This window comes from Synechococcus sp. NB0720_010 (assembly GCF_023078835.1).
GTDB lineage: Bacteria > Cyanobacteriota > Cyanobacteriia > PCC-6307 > Cyanobiaceae > Vulcanococcus.
Genome location: NZ_CP090898.1, coordinates 108,775 through 133,856, shown reverse-complemented (window position 1 = coordinate 133,856; position 25,082 = coordinate 108,775). Strand labels below are relative to the sequence as shown.

Genomic DNA, 25,082 nt, shown 5'->3' with positions numbered 1-25,082 from the left:
CCCCCGTCAACTAGCGGCCGGATGCAGCACGCAAGGCCGGCCGGTTAACAATCCAGATGACGTAGATGGAAAGAACAGCGCAATAGAAGCACCAGACCGAATTAAATGTGGCGCTATAGGTCAACCAGGTCAGGAAGATCGAGACAAAGATCAGGACCCCAAACAATTTGACGGCCTTATCAGAGAGAGCAATCAAGGGGAGAACAATGAAGCCCCAATACGCAAGCTCACCCACGGGCTCCGTGTTGACGAAGTTATGGATAATGCTGTGCAGATTGGAGACGTCATAGAGCAGACGACCGTTGCTGTGGACCGCAGGCTGCAGAGCGGGAGGGTTAAACAAAATGGGCAAGTAGAAGGCAATGCCCAAGACCGTTGCCACAATCGCGACCCAGCGCAGCCGTTGTTGCAGCCCCTTGGAATCCGTCGATCGACTGATTGACCAGGCGCTCCAGGGAATCCAGATCATCCAGAAGCAGTAGGCAAAAAAGAGGAAGCCCAGCCCCGCCAGGGTGCTCAGCGGCTCCACTCCGCCTTGGTCAATCGCGGTCCACTCCAGACCCTCAACAAACTGTTGGACCCCAAAGAAAAAGGGCACCAGCGCCAGTGGGATGTAATCCCGTTTTCCTGTCTTCTGTGCGACGTGGGTGCTGTAGAGCCCCAACGGCATCAAAACCGCCGATGCCGTGAAACTGGCGGAGGCTGAAAAGCACATAGAGGGCCTTCAAACTTTGCCTACCCATAGACACGCTTCCCTCGAGCGACAACGGCCGTGATGGGAAATGTTGTGGCTAAGGCGCCAGCAATTCCTCAGCCAATGTTGCGATCGCCCGTGGATTCACGATGAGTTGCCGGTGCGTCCAAACGGGCAAGGCCTGCCGCGGCCCCTGGGGCAGAACCGCCCGCCAACCAGGAAACACCGTGATGTCCGTGCGGCTGTACAAACTGACGCACTGCAAGCCATCCAAGTGATGCTTCCCCGCATCGAGATCCCGCAGGAGTGCGCTGCCGATCTTCATGTCAGCAATGCCTGCCAAGGGCCAGCGAGGAACCAACTGCGCCGTCAATGTTCCCTGCTGTGGACTGCCTAAACAGACCAGACGGCGCGTTCGCCGAACCCCGTCCCACTCCTGCAGCCAGGTGCGCGCAATCACACCACCCATGGAGAACCCGAAGAGATCCAGCTCTCTCTCAGCGCCAAAGCGCCCTTGAATCAAGCGATCCAATTGCGCGGCGAGCTGACGAATGGGCGTGGCGCCCAGGCGATGGGGCAAGTGGGGTGCAAAGAGCTCCAGGTCTGGCTGACGCTCCAGCAGCGCCTGCTCGAGCCGGCGAAACAAACGGGGGGTGTCCCACAACCCATGCAGCAGCACCAGAGGACGCTTGGTCATCGGTCAGGCGGACTGGTGCCGGCTGCGCTGCACGCCAACCGTGCCACCAAATCCAGGGACAGGTGCCTGGCATTTGCGCAGTTCGATCGCCATCGGTACCGGGCCGTAGAGGTCCTCGAGCAGATCCAGGATCAGGCCGCTCCAATGCTCCAAGGTCTGACAACGCAGCTGCCTGGCCTGGCGCTGCAGGGCCTGAATGGCACGGCTGTAATCCAGGGTCGCGGTCACATCGTCACGGGCGGCGGCGTCACTGAGATCCCAACGGAGCTCGATGTCGAGTTCAAACCACTGACCGAATTCCCGCTCATGGGGCAGCACGCCCACGTGGGCCCAAAGGCGCAGGTCCCGCACCACGATCCGATCGCTACCGCTCACAGGGGGCAATCGCGATGGCTGAAGCTGCGGGCGCCGGAGGCGTAGTCAGCGGCGATGTGCCCGTCACCACGCAACAGGTAGCGATAGGTCACCAGCCCCTCCAAGCCAACGGGGCCACGGGGCGGCAGGGTTTGGGTACTGATGCCGACCTCGGCGCCAAAGCCATAGCGGAAGCCATCGGCAAAGCGCGTGGAGCAATTGTGATAGACCCCAGCGCTATCGACACTGCGCAGGAACGTCTCCGCCGTTGCGCCATTGGTGGTGCAAATGCACTCGGTGTGCCTTGAGCCGTGGCGGGCGATGTGATCCAGGGCCTTCTGCAGGTCATCCACGACGCGGACCGAGAGGATCAAATCGGAGTACTCCGTCCGCCAGTCCGACTCCTCGGCTGCTGTTGAAACCCCCAAAGCCTGGCTGGCGGCATCCCCGCGCAACTCCACACCAGCCTCGGCAAAGGCCGGCAGGGCCTGTTCGAGGAAGGCCGCGGCGCTGCTGCGGTGAATCAGCAGGGTCTCGATCGCATTACAGGCGGCCGGGTACTGGGTTTTGGCGTCCAGGGCAATACGAATCGCCTGGGGAACATCAACCTCCTGGTCGACATACAAGTGACAGACCCCATCGGCATGGCCCAGGACAGGAATGCGGGTGTTGTCCTGAATGAAGCGCACCAGTTCGTTGGAACCCCGGGGAATGATCAGATCCACCAGGCCATCGAGCTTGAGCAAGGCCAAGCTTTCCTCACGGGACGTCAGCAGCTCCAGGGCCTGAGGGGAGACCGCCGAGGCCGCCAATCCGCTGCGAAGGGCGGAGAGGATCGCCGTGCAACTGCGGTTGGCTTCCCTGCCGCCCTTGAGGATGGCGCCATTGCCGGAACGAATGGCCAACGAGGCGATCTGCATCACCGCATCGGGGCGGGCTTCAAAGATCACCCCCAGGACCCCCAAGGGAACACTGAGGCGCTCGAGCACCAAGCCGGAATCGAGCTCCCGGTGCATCTGGCGCACGCCGACGGGATCCGGCAGCTGGGCCACCTGACGCACCCCTTCGATCGCGCCGGCCAGCTTGCTCGCATCCAGCTTCAGCCTGGCCACCAGGGAGGGAGCCAGGTCAGCGGCTGCCGCGGCCTCGAGATCAGCGGCATTGGCCGCGACGATCGCGCTGGCCTCAGCCTCGAGGGCATCGGCCATCGCCAGGACGGCCTGCCGTCGCTCTTGATCACTGCAACGCCCCAGGGCCATCGCAGCGGTTCGAACGCCACCAGCGCGCTGCAGTAGTTCAGGCGATGGATCGGGAACGTTCACACACTTCTGGGGCTCGAGTGAGCATCATCCCAGCCGGGCTCAATCATTCAGCCGTTCCAGAGCCAAGCGCGCGGCCCCCAGTCGCCCGGCCCCGTTGCCAAGGGCAGCACAGCGAATCTCAACGCCCAGGCGGCTTTCGGCCTGGACCCGCTGCTCCACCTCCGCCAGGGCATGGGGCAAAAAATGGGCGCTGGCGGCACTCAAACCACCTCCGATCAGCACCAACTGCGGCGTGAGGACATAGATCAAGGAACTCAAGCCGACCCCAAGCCAACGGCCGTACTCCCGCCAGGCCTCCAAGGCCTGCAGGTCGCCCGCACGGGCCAGCCGATCCAAGGTTTGAGGGTCCTGATCCAACAGCCGGCGCAGGCCGGCAATGCTGCAGTACTGCTCCAGGGAGCCACGGTTGCCACTGTTGCAGGCGGGGCCATCGGGGTTGACGCTGATCAGTCCCGGTTCAGCGGCGGCTCCGCCTTGACCCGTGAAGAGCTGACCATTGAGCAGCACTCCTCCACCCACGCCGGTCCCCAAGGTGAGCAGCAAGACATCGCGGTAGCCGACCGCAGCACCCCGCCAGGCCTCACCCATCAGGGCGCAGTTCCCATCGTTGGCGAGGGTCACCCGCCGGCCGAGTTGCGGCTCAAGCCATTCCGCCAAGGGCACCTGCTGCCAACCCGGCAGGTTGATGCAGACCCGAGCCACCCGGGCCGCCGCATCCATCGGTCCAGGCAAACCAATGCCCACCCTCGAGGCCCGTCGATCGGGATCGAGGGCAGCGACCGCATCGACGATTGCCGTCACCACTCCGCCGGGCATGGCCGGCTGCGGCGTGGGGCATTCCAACTCCGCCAGGAGCTCACCGCCGTTGGAGAAGCGGCCCAGCTTGATGGCCGTCCCTCCCACATCCACTCCGATCAGTTCGCTCATTGGGATGGCCGCTAGAAACGGAAGAAGACCTGCATCTGGGTCTGCCAACGGGCCTCCGCATCGATGGAGGTCTGTAGTCCCAACCAGGGCTTGGCCTGGTAGCCGAGGGTGACCTGGGGCGGGATGTCGCTGCGGTTGGGAGCAGCCAGCACAGAGGCGTTGAAACGCTCACTCACATCCAAGCCGATGTCGGTGACGGGAACCAGCTGCGATGGCACCTGACCGGAGCGGTTGGATTCGGCGTCGTAGTTCGTCGGTAAGACGTAGGCCGGATAGATCGCGAAGGTAAGCCGCTGGCCCAGCAATTCCGTCAGGCTGCCCACCAAAGGGGAGAGCAAGGACTGTCCAACCACGGTGGCGACGGCTGCTCCAGCGTTGCCACCGACCAGACCCACCAGGGAATTGCCGCCAATCAAGGCCAGCAATCGATCCTCAGGCAACGGCGGGGTACTGGAGAGGCGAATGTTGTCGACCAACTGGTCCGCAGGCCCCGTGACTTCGAGCCGCACCCGCACCAGTTGCAGCTGATCAAAGCTGTTGGGGGTCAAGGAGGCGTTGTTGAAGGAGCCATTGGTGCTCCAGTCGTAGATGGTGGAGCGATTGCTGCCATCGCCGAAGGCCGAGAGGGTGTCGGACACCCGCGTGCGCAAGACGATGTCCACGTAGGGAATCAGGCCCAGGCTGGGGGTGAAGACCGCCACGTTGGGGGCGTCGGGATCGAGGCTGAAGGTGGTGGTGAACAGCCCAAGGCGACCCCGCAGCAGCCGTACGACGCCACTGATCTGAATCTTGGGGTCGAGGGGGCCATTGAGGGTCAACAAACCACCCACACCGAAGTTCAGGACGTTGGGGACTTCCACCCGCAGATCGCGGCCAAAGCGCAAGCGGAAGCGCTCAAAGCTGACGGAGCCCAAGTTGGGCAGGGCAGCCCGCAGGTCTTGGCTGCTGGAGCTCTCCAACTGCCGCCCCATGACGAGCAGGGGTTTGTTGAAGTCCCACTTGGACTCCAGCAGGGCAGGAACGTTGGTGGGCTTACTGGGGGCGTCTTCCGTGGCGAGCTCACCGGGCTGAACGTTGATCGCCCCGCGGCTCAGGGCGAGCTCACCGCCCAGAACGGGGCGCAGCAGGCTGCCGCCGATCTCAACGGTTCCGTCGGCGACGGCGGCCATCCGCGCCAGCTTGAACGGGGCTTGCTTAACAGTGAGATTCAGACGGCGTGCTGGCGCACCCTCACCCGAGGCAAAGAGGTTGAGATCTCCGCTGCCACTGAGCTGCCCCTTGTCGCCGACGCGAGCGCTCAGGCTTTGCATCTCCAGGGAACTGAAGTCGAACAGCAGGACCGCATCGAGATCGCGGACCGTCTGATCGGCCAGCTGCATCACCCCATTGCTGAAGCGCAAAAAGCCGTTCGCCACAGGCTGGAGCAAGGAGCCACGCACCAGGAGTTCCAGGTCGGCGCTGCCCTGCTTCCACTGCACCGCCGAACCCGAGAGGGCCGTGAGAAAGCGCAGACCATCACCGCGGCTACCAATCCGCAATGTGAGGGCATCCGATGACGCCGAGAGTGGAACCGTGCCACGCACATCCACGACCTCAGAGGAACCACCACCGCGCAAGACCCAATCGAGGGCGAGTTGGTTGTTCTGCAACGTCACCTCACCGCGCTCGAGGGCCAAGCGCTCTCCATTGAGGGAGGCGTTCTGCAGGGCCAAATTCAGTTCAAAAGCTGGACGCTGCTTGGGGCCTCCGAGGCGATAGGAACCGCGACTGGAAAGCGATCCCCGGAGACCCTCTGGAACCGGCGCGACCAATGCCAGCAGTGCCAGTGGCAGATGGGCCAGCTCAAACTCCCCCCCTTGGTTGAGGGGCCCATGGAGACGCACAACCGTCGGCTGATCCGTAAGCGCTAGATCGCGATCCGTCCCCTGAAGCCACAGGTGTCCTTGGGCCGCGAGGTCGACAAATAAACGGTCAGCGGATGGCCCCCTCAAGGTGAAGTCGGCATCCAAGACCCCCCGCAGGTCCTGCAGTGCGGCTTTGGTTTGCGCCGATTGGGCCCGCTGGCGCTGACGCTGGGCTTGGGCCAGGGCCGTGAGCTGATCCGCCAGGGACAGGCCCTGGGTGTTGAACACCAGCTTGCCCAAATCAAAGGCACGACCACTTGGCGTCGGAGGGAGTCCCCCCCAATGGGGGACAGCGGCCAGCAGCTCCTGCAGGGTTTGCGATTGGAGTTGGCGAGCCTCCAACCGCAGCCAGAGGGGGCCGGCCTGTTGGCCTTTGAACTGAATGCCAACCGTTCCGTAGCCAAGGGCCGTCCATTGGCCATCCAGGCTGAAGCGACCCTGGCGAAGCGCAGCCTTGGCTTGCAGGGAGCGACCGAACAATCCAAGCAACTGCGGTTGATCAACCTGGAGCTGACCATCGAGGGACAGGGGCTTCATGGCGAGGGCCCCTTGCCCGCTCAAGTAACCGGACAACGGTTGGGGTGCGGCCGCTGGCCAAAGGGCCAGGTCAAAGCCAGAGAGGGGGAAATGCTCGGCACTCCAGCGGTAGCGCTGGTTGCCCGCCGTCAGGGCGAACGCCCCGCCCGCCCTCTTGAGGCTGAGGGAGCTGAGCTGCCAGCCAGGGGTCAGCCACGCCTGCAACACTCCAGGAACGGCGCTGTTTTCGACTTGCAGCCGCAGGGATAAGCCCTGGAAGGTCCCAACCCAGTTCTCATCAAGACCAAGCGGACCGAGCCCAGGCGCCTCCGCTTGAAGAGTGAGGTCGGGTCTAAGGCGTTGCAGGGAACCGCGGAGTGCCCCCGAGGCACTGAGTTGCCCCCGCAGCTCTGTCCCCAGCAACGCAGAGAGGCGCTCCAGGGGAAAGCGCCGAAGGTCAATCTCCAGGTCCATCGGCGTGCGCCCAAGCGGCAGCGGCCCCTGGGCCGTCAGATAGGGCGACTCGAAGCGCTCCAACCGCAGGGCCGAGGGGCGCCAGATCAGCTGGGAGCGAACCGAACCCAGCAGCGGGTTGCGCTGTTGCTCGAGCTCAAGGCTCAGTTGGGGCTTGCTCCAGGGGCCCAGTTGCTTGAGCACAAGCTGCAGGTTCGGACGCGAGCCAATGACAGGGCCCCAGGCCTTCTGCTGACGTGGTCCCAGGCTGAGTGTCCGACTGCGGAGCTGGAGGTTGGGCCAAAGCTGACCGCTCGCCACCAGCTCACCGCCACCCTGGCGAAGCAGCAACCGCTTCAGCTCAGCGCTTAGGCCTGCTTGGTTGCGCAGGAGAGCCTGGGCCTGCAACACCAAGGGCTGAGGGGGTTGATTGGCTACGGCCACACCGGCCAGCTGACCATCGAGTTGGAGCTGGAGCTCAGCCAGCGGCCCAGCAAGCGCGGCGCTGAAGCGGTGGCCCGCCTTGGACTCACGGGCCTGGAGTTGAAGCTGAAGCTGGTTGGACCGTGCCCCCACCAGGGGAAACTCACCCTGCAGCTGGCCGCGCCAACCACTCCAGCGCAGGGGGGAAGAGGCCAGGCGCAGTCCTTGAGGACTGCAGCGCAGATCCAAGCGAGCGGAGGTCAAGGGCTCCATTGCCCCCCCTGGCGCCCAGCGCAGATCGGTCAGATCCAGCTGTCCCTGACAGCGGTTCGTTGAGGCGCTGCGCTCCAGGCGCAGCCGGCCATTGAGCGCGCCCCTGACATCGGCTTTGACCTCACCCGGAAGGAACGGCAAGAGGGAGGCGAGCTTCAGCGCCTGGGGCTGAAGCTGCAACTGCAGCCGTTGGCGTTGCCAGTCATTGCGGACCTCAACGCGAAGCTGCCCCGCCTCACGGCTGCGCAGCTGAGTGTTGGTATCCAGACGCCGCCGGCGCAAATCCACCGACAGGGATCCCTCCAGCGCCAGGGACGTCGACTCACCCTTCGCCCCGTGAATGCGCACCTGGGCGGGGCCGCCGCTCAAGCCATAACGCAGTGTCAATGCGGGCGGTTGTCCCCCCGCAGGCACACGCCCCAGTTGCCAGAAGGAGCCTTGGCTGTTGCGCCGCAGGTCAACGCGGGCACGATCAATTTGAAACTGCAACACCCAGCTGCGGGTCAGCAGGCTGCGCAGGGGGTCCAGGGAGACCGAAACCGCCTGGGCCTCGATCGTGGATGGGTTGTCGAGCCCCGGCGTGAAGCGACTGGCGCCGGCCGCCAGACCGAGGGGCCGCAATCCGCGATAGGGACCGAGCTCCAGGGGATGCCCCATGGAGCGACTGGCGAGGAACTCGAGCCAGGGCTTTCGCAGGCCGTACTGCCAGGCCGCGACACGATCGAGGCCAAACCAAGTCAGCGCGATCCCCGCGGCCGCCAGCAGGGCAGGCAGGGAAGAGGCCGCGGGGCCGCGCGTTCTGGGATTCCTTCGGCGGCGCGCTGGGCCCGTGGGTCTCGGGGGCTGAGAAGGCCGCAATATAAGAGTGTTTCTTGATCCAGAACATCCGCCATGCGCGCCGATCCCCTCTTGCTCACGGCTGGCGAATGGCTGGGGATTGCCGCTGGTGGACTACTGCTGATCACCGTGGTGGCCTTTCTGGCCCGCTGGGGCTTCCGCTTCCGCTTGGTGGGCGTCACCAGCTTCACCGTGCTCCTCTCGCTGTCCTGTCTGGCCTTTGCCGTGAGCTACGCGCCCCGGCTGTTGGTGGAGGGGGCCGTCAGTGTTCCCGTGGTCTTCGACAACGGCTCTGATCTCGTCGTGGCAGCCGCACCAGCGGACCTCGCTGCCGAGACCTTTGGACCCAGCGTGGAACAGGTCGCCCGCAACCTACGCGGCAGCGGCCGCAAGGACCCCACCGTTGAAGTCCGCCTCCGCCGGGTCGAACCCCAAGGCGATGGCGTTGATCGCCCCGTGGTGCTGGCCACCGCCGTTCGCGATTGGGCCACGGGCGACGTGACAGTGAGCGTCAACGCCAAGCGGTGAGCGAAGGCAGCCCCTATCCGCTTCCCTCACATTTCGCCAGGGAGCAGGCTGTCCTGATGGAAGCCGGCATCCAAAGCTGGCCAGCGATTGCCGCCCTCTCCGATCGGGACCTCGATCAGCTCTCCAGACGGGGTGGGGCGCTGGAACGTCAGCTGCGCAAACTGCGCGGTCAGGCCCAGCTGGTGGTGGAGCTCGATCTTGAGCCCTACCAAGCGGCCCTCCTGCTCTACGCGGGGATCGCCAATCGTCAGGGCCTAGCGGCGGCATCGCCCCAGCAGCTCTTGACCCAGCTGGGGCGCCTCGAGCGCTCGCTGACTGGGATGGCCCCGGCACGCATCACACCCGCCCTGATTCGAACTTGGATCAAACGGGCGCAGGCGGCCAGTCGCTCGACGAAGTGACCCCTAGCGCGCAGCGCTGTAGCACAGGCGACCTCAAATAGATCCATCGGGAGTCCTTTCAGTGACACGCCTCCGCCTTTGCGGCCTGTCCCTGGCCGCTGCAACCCTCTGTTTCATCCAGGCCGCTCCGGCACTTGCGGACTCTGCGCTGCTGGAGTCGGTCAAGCAGAACCCCCAGAAAGCCAAGGCCCTCTGCGGAGAACTGCAGGCTCTCAACGCCAAGGGCATCTCTTACAACTCCCCTGAGGCGACAGCCCTGGTCGCCAAGCAGCAGGGTCTGAACACCACCGACGCCGAGATCCTCTCCACCTATGTGGTGGGCCTGTATTGCCCGAAAGTCCGGTGAGTCAAGAGCAGCTGCGCTGCTCTGACGGGACTGCCCTGAGGTCAACCCTCTGGAAGCCAGAGGGCCAAGGTCCCTGGCCCTCCCTGTTGATGCGTCAGCCCTACGGGCGGGCGATCGCCTCAACCGTCACCTACGCCCACCCCAGTTGGTACGCCAGGCGGGGCTTCGCCGTTCTCGTCCAAGACGTCCGCGGCCGCGGCGATTCGGAGGGGGAGTTCCTCGGCTTCCAGCAGGAGGCCAGCGACACCACCGCAACCCTGCGCTGGATCCGCCAACAGCCCTGGTGCAACGGAAAGGTGGGGACCTACGGCTTCTCCTACCAGGGACTGAGCCAGCTACTGCTCTCCGGCTCGGAGCATCTGCCGGATGCCCTTGCACCGGCCATGTGCGGCCTGGATGAACGGCTGCATTGGGCCAGCGAGGGGGGCTGTCATTGGTGGGCCCTGGGCCTGGGCTGGGCGCTGCAGCTTGCCGCCCAACGCTGCCAGCGGCAGGGGGATCATCAAGGCTGGGAGGAGATCCGCCGCAGCCTCGAGAGCGGATCCTTCTTGCGCGAAGGCTGGGACTTGCTGGAGCGCTTCGACCCCACAGGCATGGGGCTGCGCTGGCTGAAGAGCGACCCAGAGCGTCCAGAGGGCTGGAGGCATTACGAGCCGCCTGAGGAACTCTGGCAGCGGCCGATGCTTCTGATTGGCGGGTGGCATGACCCCCACCTCAGGGGTGTGCTGGATCTTTGGAGACGTTCCACGGCTGCCGGCGGATCCAGCCTGCTGCGCATTGGCGCCTGGAGTCACCTGAACTGGCAGGGGGGACTAGATCAGCTGCAGCTGGACTTTTTCCAGGAGCACCTCTGTGGACGGCCCCCAGCCCAGCCGTTGCCGGAAACCCAGTTGATGGAGATGGGCTCCGGCGCCTGGCAGCAGCGATCACCACGGCAGTGCAGCGGCCAACGCTGGTCCCTGGCCAGCAACGGCCTCGCCGCTGAAGGGCAACTCCGCCAGGACGCCACTCCCTCTCCGGAGGTGGTGATCGTGCACGACCCATGGCGCCCCATGGCCGGCCGCGGAGGACACCTCGGACTGGATGCGGGCCTGGTCGATCGACGTGATCTCGATGCACGCACCGACGTGGGCTGTTTCACCAGCGCCCGCTTTGATCGCCCGACCGAGGTGTTTGGCCAACCGCAATTGGAGCTGGAGGCTGTCTCGGATCAACCGGGGTTTGATCTCTGCGTCGCCCTCTCGCTCTGCCATGGCGATGGCCGGATTGAGCAGCTCTCAACGGGGTTCTCCCGCATCCTTGGCGCATCAGCCCAGGTGTCTCAGCGGCGCACGGTCTCACTGCAGCCGCTGCTGCTGAACGTCGACGCGGGCTGTGCCCTCAGGCTGTCGATCGCCCTGGCTGCTTGGCCTCAGATTGCCGTGAATCCGGGCGATGGCTCGCAGCCCCGCTCCGGTGCGGGCCCCAACCATCGCGTGATCACGGTGTCCCTCAGGCTGGGCAACGCAGCCCTCAGCATTCTTCCGATGGTTGGGGCAAACTGAGGCCCACTTTGAGCCTCAGCAATGCCGCGCCACCTGCGCCTGCTCTCCGCCGGTCTCCTGGCCATGGCGACGTCTGGCCTGTTGGCAAGCCCCGCGCCTGGGCAAGCGGTGTCCAATCCGCAGCCCAAGGCCATTGCCCAAGGCAGCGCGCTGAGCGTGGACCAGGCCAGGGCAGCGGCACTCCGGATCTTGAAGGCCGTTAAAGACGGAGATGCCAACGCCCGCTACGCCCAGTTTTCGGCTGAACGGCAAGCGATCACCAGCCCCTCGATGATCGCGGCCACCATGCGCACCCAGCCCAAGATCCTGGGCTACACCCTGCTGAGTGTTCGCAGCGGCATGGGCAAGAGCATCGTCGAGGCGGAACTGAACACCAGCGCCGGTAAGCGCGTGGTCTTCATGGTCCTCAATGGCGAGGGCAAACTCTCCCGCTACTACGTCGACCGTGCCGACGATGCCACGAGCCTGGTGGCCAAGAGCTTCATCGAGGCCGTGAGCACGGGGAACTTCATCACGGCCCAAAGCTTCCTCAGCCCCTCCTTCCAGGAGGAGATCACCCCTGACGCCCTCCAGCGCAAGTGGCTCGGGCTGCAGCGCATCACCGGAAACTTCGTCAACATCAACCGCGTCGTTGAGGCGGAGTCGACGCCGGAGATGCGTCTGGTTCTGGTGAATGTTCACTTCAACCGCCTCAGCGACAACCTCTACGTGATCCTCAACAACGAGAACCAAATCACCGGCGTCGACTTCCCCGAACAACCTGCTGCACCGGCTGCAGCTTCTTAGGCAAAAACCCGCTTAAGCTCCCAGCCACGCTTTGCCTTGAGGTCCTGTGCTGGCTCAGCTCGAGTGGATGGTTGAAGACGGTCAGCGCCTTGCGGAATGCCGCCATGACCATCCCCAGGCTGTCCTCGGTCCACAGCCCCTCGACAACGGTCAATGGGTGGTCCGGGTCTGGATGCCTGAGGCCGATCGGGTTGAACTGATCGGCGCAGGCGCCCCCCAGGCGATGGAAACGCCCCATCACCCCTGGGTGTTTGAGGCTGAGCTGCCCAGCAACCCCGGCAGCGGCTATCAGGTCCGGGTGCAGCGCGGCGGCATCGAACACGTCGCCCATGACCCCTGGGCCTTCCGCGACGAGTGGATGGGCGATCTCGATCGCCATCTTTTTGCCGAAGGCAACCACCACCACATCTGGCAGCGGATGGGCGCCCATGTGGTGAGCCGCGATGGTGTCGCCGGGGTGATGTTCTGCCTCTGGGCTCCGAACGCCCGCAGCGTCTCGGTGCTGGGCAACTTCAATGGCTGGGACGGTCGTCATCACCCCATGCAGTCGCGCCTGGGCGGCTGCTGGGAACTGTTCATCCCGGGGCTCAAGCCTGGCGAGATCTACAAGTACGAGATCCGCAGCCAGCAGGGGCACTGCTATCAAAAAGCCGATCCCTACGGCTTCCGCCACGAGGTCAGGCCCGATAACGGCTCGGTGGTCGAAGCCCTGGAGGGTTACACCTGGGCGGACAGCAGCTGGATGCAGGAGCGGGATAGCCGCAATCCCCTCGACCAGCCGATCTCGGTCTATGAGATGCACCTGGGCAGCTGGATGCACGCCAGCGCCGATCAGCCCTACATCGAGGCCGACGGCAAAGCCCGTGCGCCCGTCCCCGCCGCCGACCTCAAGCCCGGCGCGCGCCTCCTGACCTACCCCGAGCTAGCCGATCGGGTGATCCCCTATGTGAAGGAACGGGGCTTCACCCACATCGAATTGATGCCGATCTCGGAGCATCCCTTCGATGGCTCCTGGGGCTACCAGGTCACGGGTTGGTATGCGCCCACCAGCCGCTTTGGCCGGCCCGATGAATTCCGGGCCTTCGTCGATCGCTGCCACGCCGAAGGCATTGGCGTGATTCTCGATTGGGTTCCTGGGCACTTCCCGAAGGATGCCCATGGCCTGGCCTTCTTTGATGGCGCCCACCTCTATGAGCACGCTGATCCCCGCATCGGTGAGCACAAGGAATGGGGAACGCTGATCTTCAACTACAGCCGCAACGAAGTCCGCAACTTCCTTGTTGCCAACCTGATCTATTGGTTTGAGCAGTTCCACATCGATGGCATCCGCGTCGATGCGGTGGCCTCGATGCTCTACCGGGATTACCTGCGTCCCGATGGCGAGTGGATTGCCAATGAGCACGGCGGGCGGGAGAACACCGAAGCGGTTCAGTTCCTCCAGCAGGCCAACCACGTGCTCTTCCAGCACTTCCCTGGGGCCCTCTCGATTGCCGAGGAATCCACCACCTGGCCGATGGTGACCAAGCCCACGGACATGGGCGGTTTGGGGTTCAACCTCAAATGGAACATGGGCTGGATGCACGACATGCTCGATTACTTCGAGCTCGACCCCTGGTTCCGCCAGTTCCACCAGAACAACGTCACCTTCTCGATCTGGTACGCCTACACCGAGAACTTCATGCTCGCCCTGAGCCACGACGAGGTGGTGCACGGCAAGAGCAACCTGCTCCACAAGATGCCTGGGGACGACTGGCAGAAGTTCGCCAACACCCGGGCACTGCTGGCCTACATGTGGACCCATCCCGGCAAGAAGACCATCTTCATGGGGATGGAATTCGGTCAACGGGCCGAATGGAATGTCTGGGGTGACCTGCAGTGGGATCTGCTGCAGTACGAGCCCCATCAAGGCCTGCAGTGCTTGGTGGATGACCTGAACGTCTTCTACAAGTCACAACCAGCTCTCTGGCGGGATGACTTTGAGGAGTACGGCTTCCAATGGATCGACTGCAATGACAACCGTCATTCAGTCATCAGCTTCATGCGCCGGGAGAGCACGACCGGCCAATGGTTGGTCGTGGTGGCGAACTTCACCCCGCAAAGCCACTCGCACTACCGGGTGGGCGTGCCGCTGAGCGGCTTCTACACCGAGGTGTTGAACACTGATGCCGCCCGTTATGGCGGCAGCAACCTGGGCAACCTCGGCGGCAAGTTCACCGACGAGTGGGGCATTCACAGCTACGAGAACTCCCTCGATCTCTGCCTGCCCCCCCTGTCGGTGCTGGTCTTCAAGCGGGATGAGAAGCGCAGCCAGGAGGGCCAGGCTGCCGGCGAGACTGAAGTTCATGACGATGCGGCGGAACCCGGCGCCTGGAAGGCCTCAATCGGGGGTCTGCTCGGGTAGGTTCCAAGGCCCCTTCGCTGGTCCTCATGTCTTCCAACGCCCCTCTGCTGCTGCGCGCCGCCCGTGGTGAGCAGGTGGAGCGTCCTCCGGTCTGGATGATGCGCCAGGCCGGGCGGTACATGAAGATCTACCGCGACCTGCGCGACAAATACCCCAGCTTCCGCGAGCGCTCGGAGAACCCGGATCTCTCCTACGAGATCTCGATGCAGCCGTTCAACGCCTTCAAGCCCGACGGCGTCATCCTCTTCTCCGACATCCTCACGCCCCTGCCCGGCATGGGCATTGACTTCGACATCATCGAGAGCAAGGGGCCCCAAATCCAGGACCCCATCCGCTCGATGGCTCAGGTGGAGGCCCTGACTCCCCTGAACCCGGCTGAGACCATGCCTTTTGTGGGTGAGGTGCTGGGCCGCCTGCGCCAAAGCGTGGGCAACGAGGCTGCCGTCCTCGGTTTTGTCGGTGCCCCCTGGACCCTGGCGGCCTACGTCGTTGAGGGCAAGAGCAGCAAGAACTACGCGGTGATCAAGGCCATGGCCTTCCGCGAACCCCAGATCCTGCACAAGTTGCTGGATCACTTCGCCGAGTCGATCGCCAACTACCTGCGCTACCAGATCGATTCCGGTGCACAGGTGGTGCAGATGTTCGACTCCTGGGCCGGTCAGCTGAGCCCAGCTGACTACGACACCTTCGCCGCGCCCTATCAAAAGAAGGTGGTGGACCTGGTCAAGCAGACCCACCCCGACACCCCCTTCATCCTCTACATCTCCGGCAGCGCTGGCGTGATTGAGCGGATGGCCAAGACCGGTGTGGACATCGTCTCCCTGGACTGGACCGTGGACATGGCCGAAGGCCTGGCCCGCATGCCCGAGCACATCGGTGTTCAGGGCAACGTGGACCCCGGCCTGCTCTTCGGCAGCCAAGACGCGATCCGCGATCGCATCGACGATTGCGTGCGTAAGGCCCGCGGCCGGAAGCACATCCTGAACCTGGGTCACGGCATCCTTCCTGGAACCCCTGAAGAGAACGGTCAGTTCTTCTTCGAAGCCGGCAAGTCCGTGATGGACCGCCTCGGAGCTGCGGTTTGAGTTCGGCCCCCGCACGGATCCTGATTACTGGGGCCAGCGGCTGCGTTGGCCAGCACATCGCTGATCTGCTCTACCGCGAGAGCGACGCCGAGCTGTTGCTCTGGCTTCGCGATCCCAGCAAGCTGACCGCCGTCCCGGCCAACGATCCGCGCATCACCCTGTTGGTGGGCGACCTACGCGATGTGGAACCCCACCGCGCCCAGATCGCCTCGGCCACCCGCATCATCCATACCGCCACCGCCTGGGGCGATCCCGAACGGGCCCAACAGGTGAACGTGGTGGCGGTGAAGCAGATGCTGGCGGCCACCAATCCAGAGGTGCTGGAGCAGGTGGTCTATTTCTCCACCGCGAGCATCCTCAACAAGGACCTGAAGCTGCTGCCGGAGGCGATGCCCTACGGCACCGAATACATCCAAACCAAAGCCCAGTGCCTGGAGCAGCTGGAGCAGCATCCCTTAGCCCAGCGCATCGTGGCGGTGTTCCCGACACTTGTGTTTGGCGGACGGGTGGACGGCGGCGGCAAATTCCCCACCAGCTACCTGACGGCCGGACTGAAGGAAGGCGCCCGCTGGCTCTGGCTGGCCAAGTGGCTGCGGGCCGAGGCCAGCTTCCACTTCATCCATGCGGCCGACATCGCCCGGGTTTGCGTCCAGCTGGCGACCCATCCCCATCAGCCCAATCCAGAGGTCGGCCAGGGTGCCGTCCGACGCTTGGTGCTGGGACAGCCGATGGTGACGGTGGATGAAACCGTCAGACGCCTCTGCCGCTGGCGCCGCGCCTGGTACCCACCATTTGGCCTGGATCTCCAGGGTTGGCTGATTGAAGGCCTGATCAAGCTCCTGCGGATCGAAGTGAATGCTTGGGATCGTTTCTCGATCCGCCAGCGGCACTTTGTCCACGACCCGATCAGCCCTCCGGAGCGCTTTGGCTTGGTGAGCCATGCGCCCACGCTCGAGGCGGTCTTCGAGGACGCCGGGCTGAAACACCGGGGCTAATCACAACAGGAGGTTTCAAATGTTGCGAACCTCTGCAGCAAACGCGACGAGGGCCACTTCGGCCTCTTAATTTGGCCAGGTTGCACGAGCTCAGATGCGCCGTCTCCTCTCCCTGATTGCCCTTTGCCTGGCGCTGGTGCTGGGTGCTTCCCCCAGCTTCGCCGCTGATGCCGACCACGGCGCTCAAATCTTCTCCGCGAACTGCGCTGCTTGCCACATGGGCGGCGGCAACGTGGTGAACGCAGAGCGCACCCTCAAGAAAGAGGCCCTCGAGTCCTACCTCGCTAACTACAGCGCTGGTCACGAAGAGGCCATCCAGTACCAGGTCACCAATGGCAAGAACGCCATGCCCGCCTTCGGCGGCAAGCTGAGCGAAGGTGACATCGCTGACGTCGCTGCCTACGTCGAGTCCCAGAGCCAGAACGGCTGGGCCTGATCTCTCAGACCCCACAGACCAAACCGCCTCTTCGGGGGCGGTTTTTTTATGCCTGCTAAAGGCGAGAGCCGTTGCCGTACAAGGCTGAGCGCGCGAGGGTGAACGATGCGCAACAGCCAACGCCATGGGCAACCGCACAGGCCACGAGAGGAGCAGAACGACTCAAGAGCAATCGGTCGTGGACTTTCTCAAGCGCTCGAAACTCGCCGCGATTCCACCGCTCAGAAATGCAGCTGACGGCGGTACGGGCAGTGCACAACAAACCGCCGAGCGCCACTGGAGTCAGGACTGAGCCAGAGCACGCCGGGCCTCAAGCACCTCGAGATAGAGCGCCTCATCCACCTCGCGGATGTCGTATTCACTCGGCAGGCAACCGTGCTGATGGCGATGCACCACAAGCCAGCAATTGCGCTCAGGGTCGCGGGCTGTGCCGTCGAAGGTGAAGGACTCCTGGGCTAACCGCTGCACCAATTCAGACCGGGAAGGTTCTTGCTCTGCTGAATCGACGGGCATCTCGGCGTGTCTTGACCAGACTGGAGTCACTGGACCCAGCCATGATGGCGAGAGAGAGAGCCTGGCCGCTACTGCTGCTGAGCCTGACGCTGCTGGGGACGACGGTCAAAGCCCAGTCCAGCACTAATTTCGCCCCACTCGAACTGATTCAAGGAGGGGGGACACCGGCTGCGATTGGGCCGAATGCGCTGCGCATCCTTGAGGCCAAGCGCTGCCGACTGGTGGTCAACCCAGAGCTGCCAGCACTCCAACCCCTACGGATCGCACCGAGTGCCGTTGCGGCGAAAAACCGCCTGGGTTGTCTGTCCCCGGCGGATGCGATCTACGGAGCCGACGGCTGCCCGACCAGGCTCTGCAGCCAGACCAGTGGTGTCTTGACCCTGCCGGCTGCCCAATAGAGAAACTCTGGACACACTGAGGAGGACTCCTCTCATTCCGCAGCAACGGTCATGTTCAAGTCGCTGGTGAAGACCTCTGTGCTGGTCGCAACGACCGCTGTACTCAGCAGCCTTCCTGCCCTCGCCCAGGTGAGCGCCGCCAACGTCCGGGCCCTCAATTCCGCCCGCAACTGGGCCGTGGATAACAACGGTGGCCTGAGCGTCTATCGTCCCGCCGCCTGCATGTTCAACACCGGTGATGGCGGCGGCAGCTGCCTGACGCAGAACAACAGCCAGGGCTTCCGCTTCAAATTCCTCGGCGGTGCACCCGGCTGGCAGCAGCAGGGCACTCCCGCCACCACGGAAACCGAGATCCAGATCTCAAGCGATGGCCGCACGGTCAGCAACGTCATCTACAACGGCTCGCCCCGCTGATCGGAAAACCGTCCGGAGCGGACGGCCTGCATCCCCGAGGGGTGGAGGACCGAAGCTGCAACTTCGGTTCTCCCCTCCTTCAAAGCCAAACAATCGCCATACGGTTTGGTCACCACCCAGTTGAGGGAGGACCGCCATGCATCCCACCGCCGAACTGTTTACCGAGAAAGCCTGGGCCTCAGTTGTTGCAGCGCAGCAGCTCGCGCAGCAGCGCCGGCAGCAGCAGATGGAAAGCGAGCATCTCTTCGCCGCGCTCCTGGCTCAACAGGGTCTGGCCAATCGGGTGCTCGAGAAGGCCGGGGTGGATGTGGGGACCCTCAGCCAGACCATCGAGGCCTTCATCGAAGGGCAGCCTTCCTTGAGCTCTCCGCCTGAGAACGTCTATCTCGGCAAAGGACTCAACAGCGTCCTGGATCAAGCCAATGGCCTCAAGGAGTCCTACGGCGATAGCTACATCGCCATTGAGCATTTACTACTCGCCCTGGCGAGTGATGATCGCTGCGGCAAACAACTGCTCAAGCAGGCCGGCAGCGATGCCGCCCAGCTCAAAGAGGCCGTTCAGGCGATTCGCGGATCCCAGAAAGTGACTGACCAGAACCCCGAAGGCACCTACGAATCCCTGGAGAAATACGGCCGCGATCTCACCCAGGCCGCCCGCGATGGAAAACTCGATCCGGTGATCGGTCGCGACGAGGAGATTCGCCGCACGATTCAGATCCTCAGCCGCCGCACCAAGAACAACCCCGTCCTGATCGGTGAACCCGGGGTGGGCAAAACGGCAATCGTCGAGGGGCTTGCCCAACGGATCGTCAATGGAGACGTCCCCCAGGCCCTGCAGAACCGTCAACTGATTGCCCTGGACATGGGGGCCCTGATCGCCGGGGCCAAGTACCGCGGTGAATTCGAGGAGCGGCTCAAGGCTGTGCTCAAGGAGGTCACGGCCTCCGAGGGACAGATCGTGCTGTTCATCGACGAGATCCACACCGTGGTCGGCGCCGGTGCCAGCGGTGGCGCCATGGATGCCAGCAACCTGCTCAAGCCGATGCTCGCCCGCGGTGAGCTGCGCTGCATCGGGGCCACCACCCTTGATGAGCACCGTCAGCACATCGAGAAGGACCCGGCCCTGGAGCGCCGCTTCCAGCAGGTCTTTGTCGACCAGCCCACGGTGGAGGACACCGTCTCAATCCTGCGGGGCCTGAAGGAGCGCTACGAGGTGCACCACGGCGTGCGCATCGCCGACAACGCCCTGGTGGCTGCTGCTGTCCTCAGTAGCCGTTACATCGCTGATCGCTTCCTGCCGGATAAGGCCATCGACCTGGTGGATGAATCCGCCGCGCGCCTGAAGATGGAGATCACCTCCAAGCCGGAGCAGATCGACGAACTCGATCGCCGCATCCTGCAGCTGGAGATGGAGAAGCTCTCGCTCGGACGTGAATCCGATGCCGCCAGCAAGGACCGGCTGGAGCGGCTGGAGAAGGAACTCGCGGACCTCAGTGAGCAGCAAAGCGCCCTGAATGCCCAGTGGCAAAAAGAGAAAGGCTCCATCGATGAGCTCAGCTCAATCAAAGAGGAGATCGAGCAAGTGCAGCTGCAGATCGAGCAGGCCAAACGCAGCTACGACCTCAACAAGGCCGCCGAGCTGGAGTACGGCACCCTGACGGGTCTGCACAAGAAGCTTGCCGCCAAAGAAGAGGAACTCACGGGCGAGGGCGATGACAAGTCGCTGCTGCGTGAGGAGGTCACTGAAGACGACATCGCTGAGGTGATCGCCAAGTGGACCGGGATTCCTGTGGCCAAGCTGGTGCAAAGCGAGATGCAGAAGTTGCTGCAGCTCGAGGATGAACTGCACACCCGGGTGATCGGCCAGGAGCAGGCGGTGACCGCCGTGGCTGATGCCATCCAACGCTCCCGCGCTGGTTTAAGCGATCCCAACCGCCCGATCGCCAGCTTCCTCTTCCTCGGCCCCACCGGTGTGGGCAAGACCGAGCTCTCCAAGGCCCTGGCCTCCCAGCTGTTCGACAGCGAGGAGGCGATGGTGCGCATCGACATGTCCGAGTACATGGAGAAACACACCGTCAGCCGTCTGATCGGAGCGCCTCCGGGCTACGTCGGCTACGAGGAAGGAGGACAACTCACTGAGGCCGTTCGCCGCCGGCCCTACGCCGTGATCCTCTTTGACGAGGTGGAGAAGGCGCACCCCGACGTCTTCAACGTGATGCTGCAGATCCTCGATGACGGTCGCGTCACCGATGGCCAGGGGCGCACCGTGGATTTCACCAATACCGTCCTGATCCTGACCAGCAACATCGGCAGCCAGTCGATTCTGGATCTCGCCGGTGATCCCGCTCGCCACAGCGAGATGGAAGCACGAGTCAATGAGGCCCTGCGCGGACACTTCCGCCCCGAGTTCCTCAACCGACTCGATGAGTCGATCATCTTCCACAGCCTCAAGCAGGAGGAACTGCGGCAGATCGTGGAGCTGCAGATCCAGCGGCTGGCCAAGCGCCTAGAGGACAAGAAGCTGGGGCTGCAGGTCAATGCCGATGCCCTCGACTGGCTCGCCGGAGTTGGCTATGACCCCGTCTACGGCGCCCGCCCTCTGAAACGCGCGATCCAGAAGGAGCTGGAGACTCCGATTGCCAAAGGGATCCTCGCGGGGCAATTCAGCGCCGGGCACGACGTGGCAGTCGACGTGGAAGGCGAGACATTGCGCTTCCAGCAGGTGGACCCCAGCAAGCTGCCGCTGTTGGTCTAGTCCCTCGAACTAGCCGGGTTGGAGCGCAATCCCCATGTTGCGCTCCAACCAATCGGCCAGAACCAGCAGTCCCCACTGGCGCGCCCAGGGCCTGAGGTCAACCCGCCGCGATGCCGCCTTCAGATCCAGTTGAGGAAGACCGCTACTAGCCGATGGCGAGCGGAGCCACTGGTCAAAGGGAATCACAAACCCACGCTTGGGGGCGTCCTGCAGAACCGCCGTCACCTCCGGGAAGGCATCCCGCAGCAGTTGCTTCCCCTGGGCCAAGCGCTCTGAGGCTGCGATGGGCGCGAGAGCCTCAAAGAGAGCGACATCGACCAGCGGCACCCGAAGCTCCAGTGAACTCGCCATGGAGAGGGCATCGCTATCGCGCAGCAGCATCGCTCCCATGTAGCTCGACGTCTCGAGCCAGGCGATCTGATCGGCGAGAGCTGCAGACTCCAACCCCTCATGCAGGGGAGGCGTTGATGGAGCGGGGAGATCCCAGAGCTTGATCAAACGGGAGGCCTCGCGGGCTGAAAAAATCGTGCGCATGCAGCGGTGGGCCGCGGGCACACCGGGCGGACTGGCCAGGTAGTCCGAGAAGCGCTGGAGCTTGGCACGCTTGATCGGCCGAATCAGCTGGGAGGCGGCCCAGGCGGCCGGCCCGAGCCGTTGACGCAACGCCAGCAACTTCGGAACGGTTTGGAACAGCGGGTAGCCGCCGAAGAGTTCATCGCCCCCCAAGCCACTCATCACCACCTTCAATCCCGCATCCGCCGCCTCAGCCGAAACGCAGTAGGTGTTGAAGCCATCGGTGCTGGGTTGATCCAGGTCATCAAAGAACGCCGGGAGACGGGACCAAGCCTTGTCGCGTCGCAACAAGAGGCGGCGATGGTCGGAACCAAAGCGTTGGGCCACCTGCTCGGCGAGGACACTTTCATCGAAAGCCTCCTCTTCAAAACCGATCGAGAGGGTCGTCAGCCGTTGGTCAGAGGCCGCCAGGATCGCCGATGAATCCAGTCCACCAGAGAGGAACAGACCCACGGGCACATCGGAGACCATGTGCGCTTCGACGCTCTCCTTGACGGCCGTTCGTGTGCGCTCCACCAAGGCGCCATAGGAGTCGCCCTTCTCCTCCCCAAAGCGCGGCTGCCAAAAGCGTTCAATCGTCAACGCGCCGTTGGCCCAACGGGCCAGATGGCCAGGCGGCAGGGCGTTAAATCCTTCGACCAAGGTCCCGAGCTGGGGAACGCAGCCGAACATCAGGTAGTGCTGCAGCGCCTCCCCATTGAGTTCACGAGGGATTGATCCGCTGCGCAGCAGCGCCCGCACCTCCGATGAGAACAGCAGGCGTTGGTCTGACGATCGGTAGAGATAGAGCGGTTTGATCCCAAAGGGATCCCGGCCCAGCAGGGCGCTCTGGCGCTCCTGGTCGAACAGGCAGAACGCGAACATGCCGCGCAGGCGAGGCAAGGCTGAGGCCCCCTCACGGATCAACAGCCGCAGGAGCACCTCGGTGTCGCCCGTGGAGACAAAGGTCTCACCCTCGGCCTCCAGCTGGGCACGCAGGGTTTTGTAGTTGTAGATCTCGCCGTTAAAAACCAGCCGATAGCGCCCGCAGGGGGACTGCATCGGCTGGTGCCCCGCCGGGGAGAGGTCCTGAATCGAGAGCCTGCGGTGGATCAGGGTGCAGGTCGGGCTCTGCCAAATCCCGGCATCGTCAGGGCCGCGGTGGACCAGGAGTTCAGCAATGCGCTCGGCTTGGGCGCGAGGCATGGTCTCGGCCGATCCACGCGTGAGTTCGCCTGCCAATCCGCACATGCGAGGCGCCCCTCAGTGGAGTGAATCTACGGTCAAAGCAACGCGTTGATCCGCTGCGCCAACTGCCGATCCAGGTTGGAGAGCCCACCGGTGTCATGGGTCGTGAGATCAACGACAACCCGGTTCCAGACGTTGCGCCACTCCGGGTGATGGCCCATGGCTTCGGCGATCAGGGCCACCCGGCTCATGAAGCCAAAGGCCTCGTTGAAATCAGCAAAGACCAGCTCTCGGTGCAGCTTTCCATCCACCAGACTCCAGCCGAGCAACTGCTGCGGCAGCTGATCAATCTCAGCCGGAGTCAGCGGAACAGCAGCCATCAATCATCACCAGTACTGCACCCAGGCTGGCGCCCCTCAACCGAAGCGGTAGTGCTTGCGTACAGGCTGATGCACATCCCAGTGGCAGGAGAGACCGGACGCAAAGGTGACCAGATCACCGGCACCAAAGCGCACCGGTTCACCGCCCTCGGGAGTCACCGTGACATCCCCCTCCAGCAGCAGGCAGGTTTCCTGCTCGTCGTAGGTCCAGGGGAAGGAACTGATCTCGCAGCTCCAGATCGGCCACTGCTCCACCCCCAACGCCTCGAGCTGGGCAGGCTCAGGCCCATGGACAACGGTGATTGATGAGGCCATCAACGGCTGCCAGAACTGGGGCCATTCTCAAGGGCCAGATCGTGCAAGCGATCGATCAGCAGATCAATATCCGTGTCCTCCTCAGGCTCCGGTGTGGTCTCCCTGCGGCGCCGCACCTCCTCCGCCAGTCGCTCGGCATTGCGCCGCGCCAACTGGGTTGAAGGCGAGAGGTCCCGGCCACGCAGGGATGCCAGTTCCGCCTCCAGCGTCTCCACCCGCTGTTGCAGGCGCGTCAGCGCCAGGGTCAGTTCCTCAAGAGAAAGCGTCATCACTCACTCCCCGACCAGATGGGCCGCGACCCGCCTGCGCTGGGGCCTCGAGCGGTGCTCCCAGAGGTAAACCGCCTGCCAGATGCCAAGCAGCAACTCCCCATCCACAACACTCAGGGAGAGGGTTTGGCTGGTCAGCGCCGAGCGGATGTGGGCGGGCATGTCGTCAGGCCCCTCGTCGTCATGGCGATAACGGCGCAGGGAATCAGAGCCATCCAAGGCGCCATGGGCGACCTGAGGAACCACGGCCTCCATCCAGGCCGCCAGGTCATCGAGAACCCGCGGATCGGCATTCTCATTGATGGTCAGGCTGCAGCTGGTGTGGAGAGCACTCAGATGCAGGACGCCCTGTCGCAGGCCCGTGGAGCGAATCCAGCGGTTCAGCTCAGGGTCGATGCGCAAGAACCCCTTGCCGCTGCTGTTGAACTCGAATTGCTCGAGCGCCTGCTGCAAGCCCATCACTGATCCAGCGCAACCCGGCTCCAGTCAAAGCGATCAGCCACGGAGAGCCAGGGCCATCGTTCAGGCTGGGCCGATGACGACAGAACTCACACTCCTCTACGACGGTGGCTGCCCGCTCTGTCTGCGGGAGGTGAATTTCCTGCGAAAAAGAGATCAGCACTCGCGGATCGGCTTTGTCGACATCAACGCCAGCGATTACAGCCCGGAGCAGCACCAGGGAATCAGCTACCGGCAGGCCATGGGGCGCATCCATGCCATCCAGGGGAATGGGACCGTTCTGAAGGATGTCGCGGTCTTCCGCGAGGCCTATCGCCTGATCGGCCTGGGCTGGTTGTACGCCCCGACGGCCTGGCCCGTCATCGGACCGTTGGCGGACTGGGTCTATGGCCTCTGGGCCCAGTGGCGCCTCGCCCTCACGGGACGCCCGAACCTGGATCAACTCTGCAACTGCCGCTTAGAAGCGACGGCGGATCAGACGCGCTGAGACGCGGGTATCCAACAGCAGGGTCAATAGCCCCACCATCAGCGAGAGCATCGCCACAACGAACAGCGGCACCACGATCGCCGTCAGGTCAATCACGGCGATCGCACTGATGAAGGTGACCGCCACCACGGCTGCCACCAGTACGCCGGTTGTGGTGACCGCTTCGCTGGCTCGGGTCAGCAGGGTCATCCGCCGCTTCAACAACGCCAGATCCATGGCTTCGTCCCGGATGCTCTGCAACCGCTGGGCCCGGTCCAGCACACGGGCCAGGCGGTTACTGATCACACTCAATAGGCCCGCGATGGCCGTCAGCAGAAACACTGGGGCCACTGAGAGCTGAATCGCCTTGGCCAAGCCGAGCATCGGTGAGCCAGCTCCGGGATCCATCGTCAGCCACATCGACAGGTCCACCTAAGCGAGGCGAGACAAA

The 25,082-nt window shown here is 63.8% G+C and carries 26 protein-coding genes; 13 read left to right on the top strand and 13 right to left on the bottom strand.

From position 1 onward, the window contains the following. Nucleotides 1-10 precede the first annotated feature (10 nt). The 6 genes from LY254_RS00710 to LY254_RS13045 all read right to left on the bottom strand — a co-directional run bounded on the left by LY254_RS00710 (nt 11) and on the right by LY254_RS13045 (nt 5,304). Nucleotides 11-715, bottom strand: a complete 705-nt coding sequence (locus LY254_RS00710) for a DUF6629 family protein (protein WP_247478054.1) — start codon at nt 713-715, stop codon at nt 11-13. A 76-nt stretch (nt 716-791) separates the two neighbouring features. Further along, complete coding sequence (locus LY254_RS00705; protein ID WP_247478052.1) at nt 792-1,391, bottom strand: triacylglycerol lipase; 600 nt, start codon at nt 1,389-1,391, stop codon at nt 792-794. Between the two features lie 3 nt (nt 1,392-1,394). Beyond that, a complete protein-coding gene (gene folB / locus LY254_RS00700; RefSeq protein ID WP_247478051.1) occupies nt 1,395-1,766 on the bottom strand; it encodes a dihydroneopterin aldolase in 372 nt (123 codons plus the stop codon). Further along, nucleotides 1,763-3,004, bottom strand: coding sequence for a glutamate-5-semialdehyde dehydrogenase (locus LY254_RS00695; RefSeq protein WP_371820545.1), 1,242 nt, complete (start codon nt 3,002-3,004; stop codon nt 1,763-1,765). Before LY254_RS00695 ends, folB begins: the two co-directional genes overlap by 4 nt. A 102-nt stretch (nt 3,005-3,106) precedes the next feature. After that, on the bottom strand, nt 3,107-3,994 hold the full coding sequence (locus LY254_RS00690) for an ROK family protein (RefSeq protein ID WP_247478032.1): 888 nt from the start codon (nt 3,992-3,994) through the stop codon (nt 3,107-3,109). Nucleotides 3,995-4,005: 11 nt separating this feature from the next. Next, nucleotides 4,006-5,304: a translocation/assembly module TamB domain-containing protein gene (locus LY254_RS13045; protein ID WP_371820544.1), complete on the bottom strand. Its 1,299-nt coding sequence runs from the start codon at nt 5,302-5,304 to the stop codon at nt 4,006-4,008. 3,150 nt (nt 5,305-8,454) lie between these two features. Here LY254_RS13045 and LY254_RS00680 point away from each other — a divergent pair. The 9 genes from LY254_RS00680 (at nt 8,455) to petJ (ending at nt 16,922) form a co-directional block, all read left to right on the top strand. Then, the gene (locus LY254_RS00680) at nt 8,455-8,928 is read left to right on the top strand and encodes a DUF2518 family protein (protein WP_247478026.1); all 474 of its coding nucleotides are present in this window, start codon (nt 8,455-8,457) and stop codon (nt 8,926-8,928) included. After that, the gene (locus LY254_RS00675) at nt 8,925-9,329 is read left to right on the top strand and encodes a DUF4332 domain-containing protein (RefSeq protein WP_247478024.1); all 405 of its coding nucleotides are present in this window, start codon (nt 8,925-8,927) and stop codon (nt 9,327-9,329) included. Before LY254_RS00680 ends, LY254_RS00675 begins: the two co-directional genes overlap by 4 nt. Before the next feature lie 61 nt (nt 9,330-9,390). Then, the gene (locus tag LY254_RS00670) at nt 9,391-9,675 is read left to right on the top strand and encodes a hypothetical protein (protein WP_247478023.1); all 285 of its coding nucleotides are present in this window, start codon (nt 9,391-9,393) and stop codon (nt 9,673-9,675) included. After that, entirely contained in the window at nt 9,672-11,219 is a 1,548-nt protein-coding gene (locus tag LY254_RS00665) for a CocE/NonD family hydrolase (RefSeq protein ID WP_247478021.1), read from the top strand. Before LY254_RS00670 ends, LY254_RS00665 begins: the two co-directional genes overlap by 4 nt. Nucleotides 11,220-11,240: 21 nt before the next feature. Further along, nucleotides 11,241-12,005, top strand: coding sequence for a DUF3887 domain-containing protein (locus LY254_RS00660; protein ID WP_247478004.1), 765 nt, complete (start codon nt 11,241-11,243; stop codon nt 12,003-12,005). A 67-nt stretch (nt 12,006-12,072) separates the two neighbouring features. Beyond that, on the top strand, nt 12,073-14,406 hold the full coding sequence (glgB, locus tag LY254_RS00655) for a 1,4-alpha-glucan branching protein GlgB (RefSeq protein WP_247479949.1): 2,334 nt from the start codon (nt 12,073-12,075) through the stop codon (nt 14,404-14,406). A 26-nt stretch (nt 14,407-14,432) separates the two neighbouring features. Beyond that, entirely contained in the window at nt 14,433-15,491 is a 1,059-nt protein-coding gene (hemE, locus tag LY254_RS00650) for a uroporphyrinogen decarboxylase (protein WP_010316726.1), read from the top strand. Continuing rightward, the gene (locus tag LY254_RS00645; protein ID WP_247478001.1) at nt 15,488-16,486 is read left to right on the top strand and encodes an NAD(P)-dependent oxidoreductase; all 999 of its coding nucleotides are present in this window, start codon (nt 15,488-15,490) and stop codon (nt 16,484-16,486) included. The genes hemE and LY254_RS00645 overlap by 4 nt, the downstream gene beginning before the upstream one ends. 94 nt (nt 16,487-16,580) lie before the next feature. Continuing rightward, complete coding sequence (petJ, locus tag LY254_RS00640; protein WP_010316724.1) at nt 16,581-16,922, top strand: cytochrome c6 PetJ; 342 nt, start codon at nt 16,581-16,583, stop codon at nt 16,920-16,922. A gap of 282 nt (nt 16,923-17,204) precedes the next feature. On the opposite strand, the gene LY254_RS00635 is transcribed toward petJ, so the two are convergent. After that, complete coding sequence (locus LY254_RS00635; protein WP_247477998.1) at nt 17,205-17,435, bottom strand: hypothetical protein; 231 nt, start codon at nt 17,433-17,435, stop codon at nt 17,205-17,207. Nucleotides 17,436-17,479: 44 nt separating this feature from the next. Here LY254_RS00635 and LY254_RS00630 point away from each other — a divergent pair, with 44 nt between their 5' ends. From LY254_RS00630 to clpB, 3 genes are all read left to right on the top strand, one after another. Further along, a complete protein-coding gene (locus LY254_RS00630) occupies nt 17,480-17,833 on the top strand; it encodes a hypothetical protein (RefSeq protein ID WP_247477996.1) in 354 nt (117 codons plus the stop codon). A gap of 51 nt (nt 17,834-17,884) precedes the next feature. Beyond that, on the top strand, nt 17,885-18,247 hold the full coding sequence (locus LY254_RS00625; protein ID WP_247477994.1) for a hypothetical protein: 363 nt from the start codon (nt 17,885-17,887) through the stop codon (nt 18,245-18,247). Nucleotides 18,248-18,383: 136 nt separating this feature from the next. Further along, the gene (clpB, locus tag LY254_RS00620; RefSeq protein WP_247477992.1) at nt 18,384-21,002 is read left to right on the top strand and encodes an ATP-dependent chaperone ClpB; all 2,619 of its coding nucleotides are present in this window, start codon (nt 18,384-18,386) and stop codon (nt 21,000-21,002) included. A gap of 9 nt (nt 21,003-21,011) precedes the next feature. Here clpB and asnB read toward each other — a convergent pair whose 3' ends face one another. The 5 genes from asnB to LY254_RS00595 all read right to left on the bottom strand — a co-directional run bounded on the left by asnB (nt 21,012) and on the right by LY254_RS00595 (nt 24,165). Further along, entirely contained in the window at nt 21,012-22,760 is a 1,749-nt protein-coding gene (gene asnB, locus LY254_RS00615) for an asparagine synthase (glutamine-hydrolyzing) (RefSeq protein ID WP_247477981.1), read from the bottom strand. 77 nt (nt 22,761-22,837) lie between these two features. Then, complete coding sequence (locus LY254_RS00610) at nt 22,838-23,122, bottom strand: 4a-hydroxytetrahydrobiopterin dehydratase (RefSeq protein ID WP_247477980.1); 285 nt, start codon at nt 23,120-23,122, stop codon at nt 22,838-22,840. Between the two features lie 36 nt (nt 23,123-23,158). After that, entirely contained in the window at nt 23,159-23,437 is a 279-nt protein-coding gene (locus LY254_RS00605; protein WP_247477978.1) for a cupin domain-containing protein, read from the bottom strand. Continuing rightward, nucleotides 23,437-23,706 (bottom strand): hypothetical protein, encoded by a 270-nt coding sequence (locus LY254_RS00600; protein ID WP_247477976.1) that lies wholly within the window; start codon nt 23,704-23,706, stop codon nt 23,437-23,439. The genes LY254_RS00605 and LY254_RS00600 overlap by 1 nt, the downstream gene beginning before the upstream one ends. Nucleotides 23,707-23,709: 3 nt before the next feature. Further along, complete coding sequence (locus tag LY254_RS00595) at nt 23,710-24,165, bottom strand: secondary thiamine-phosphate synthase enzyme YjbQ (protein WP_371820478.1); 456 nt, start codon at nt 24,163-24,165, stop codon at nt 23,710-23,712. A gap of 76 nt (nt 24,166-24,241) precedes the next feature. On the opposite strand from LY254_RS00595, the gene LY254_RS00590 reads away from it, so the two are divergent. Next, the gene (locus LY254_RS00590; protein WP_247477975.1) at nt 24,242-24,652 is read left to right on the top strand and encodes a thiol-disulfide oxidoreductase DCC family protein; all 411 of its coding nucleotides are present in this window, start codon (nt 24,242-24,244) and stop codon (nt 24,650-24,652) included. Here LY254_RS00590 and LY254_RS00585 read toward each other — a convergent pair. Beyond that, complete coding sequence (locus tag LY254_RS00585; RefSeq protein WP_363159400.1) at nt 24,623-25,063, bottom strand: DUF2721 domain-containing protein; 441 nt, start codon at nt 25,061-25,063, stop codon at nt 24,623-24,625. The genes LY254_RS00590 and LY254_RS00585 overlap by 30 nt on opposite strands. Between the last annotated feature and the right edge of the window lie 19 nt (nt 25,064-25,082).

What these genes read in the sequence shown, in the direction of transcription:
- LY254_RS00710 (WP_247478054.1), bottom strand. Translation starts at nt 715, where the DNA reads ATGTGCTTTTCAGCCTCCGCCAGTTTCACGGCATCGGCGGTTTTGATG.
- LY254_RS00705 (WP_247478052.1), bottom strand. Translation starts at nt 1,391, where the DNA reads ATGACCAAGCGTCCTCTGGTGCTGCTGCATGGGTTGTGGGACACCCCC.
- LY254_RS00695 (WP_371820545.1), bottom strand. Translation starts at nt 3,004, where the DNA reads ATGGCCCTGGGGCGTTGCAGTGATCAAGAGCGACGGCAGGCCGTCCTG.
- LY254_RS00690 (WP_247478032.1), bottom strand. Translation starts at nt 3,994, where the DNA reads ATGAGCGAACTGATCGGAGTGGATGTGGGAGGGACGGCCATCAAGCTG.
- LY254_RS13045 (WP_371820544.1), bottom strand. Translation starts at nt 5,304, where the DNA reads ATGCAAAGCCTGAGCGCTCGCGTCGGCGACAAGGGGCAGCTCAGTGGC.
- LY254_RS00680 (WP_247478026.1), top strand. Translation starts at nt 8,455, where the DNA reads ATGCGCGCCGATCCCCTCTTGCTCACGGCTGGCGAATGGCTGGGGATT.
- LY254_RS00660 (WP_247478004.1), top strand. Translation starts at nt 11,241, where the DNA reads ATGCCGCGCCACCTGCGCCTGCTCTCCGCCGGTCTCCTGGCCATGGCG.
- glgB (WP_247479949.1), top strand. Translation starts at nt 12,073, where the DNA reads ATGGTTGAAGACGGTCAGCGCCTTGCGGAATGCCGCCATGACCATCCC.
- hemE (WP_010316726.1), top strand. Translation starts at nt 14,433, where the DNA reads ATGTCTTCCAACGCCCCTCTGCTGCTGCGCGCCGCCCGTGGTGAGCAG.
- petJ (WP_010316724.1), top strand. Translation starts at nt 16,581, where the DNA reads ATGCGCCGTCTCCTCTCCCTGATTGCCCTTTGCCTGGCGCTGGTGCTG.
- LY254_RS00635 (WP_247477998.1), bottom strand. Translation starts at nt 17,435, where the DNA reads ATGCCCGTCGATTCAGCAGAGCAAGAACCTTCCCGGTCTGAATTGGTG.
- LY254_RS00630 (WP_247477996.1), top strand. Translation starts at nt 17,480, where the DNA reads ATGGCGAGAGAGAGAGCCTGGCCGCTACTGCTGCTGAGCCTGACGCTG.
- LY254_RS00625 (WP_247477994.1), top strand. Translation starts at nt 17,885, where the DNA reads ATGTTCAAGTCGCTGGTGAAGACCTCTGTGCTGGTCGCAACGACCGCT.
- clpB (WP_247477992.1), top strand. Translation starts at nt 18,384, where the DNA reads ATGCATCCCACCGCCGAACTGTTTACCGAGAAAGCCTGGGCCTCAGTT.
- asnB (WP_247477981.1), bottom strand. Translation starts at nt 22,760, where the DNA reads ATGCCTCGCGCCCAAGCCGAGCGCATTGCTGAACTCCTGGTCCACCGC.
- LY254_RS00610 (WP_247477980.1), bottom strand. Translation starts at nt 23,122, where the DNA reads ATGGCTGCTGTTCCGCTGACTCCGGCTGAGATTGATCAGCTGCCGCAG.
- LY254_RS00605 (WP_247477978.1), bottom strand. Translation starts at nt 23,437, where the DNA reads ATGGCCTCATCAATCACCGTTGTCCATGGGCCTGAGCCTGCCCAGCTC.
- LY254_RS00600 (WP_247477976.1), bottom strand. Translation starts at nt 23,706, where the DNA reads ATGACGCTTTCTCTTGAGGAACTGACCCTGGCGCTGACGCGCCTGCAA.
- LY254_RS00595 (WP_371820478.1), bottom strand. Translation starts at nt 24,165, where the DNA reads ATGGGCTTGCAGCAGGCGCTCGAGCAATTCGAGTTCAACAGCAGCGGC.
- LY254_RS00590 (WP_247477975.1), top strand. Translation starts at nt 24,242, where the DNA reads ATGACGACAGAACTCACACTCCTCTACGACGGTGGCTGCCCGCTCTGT.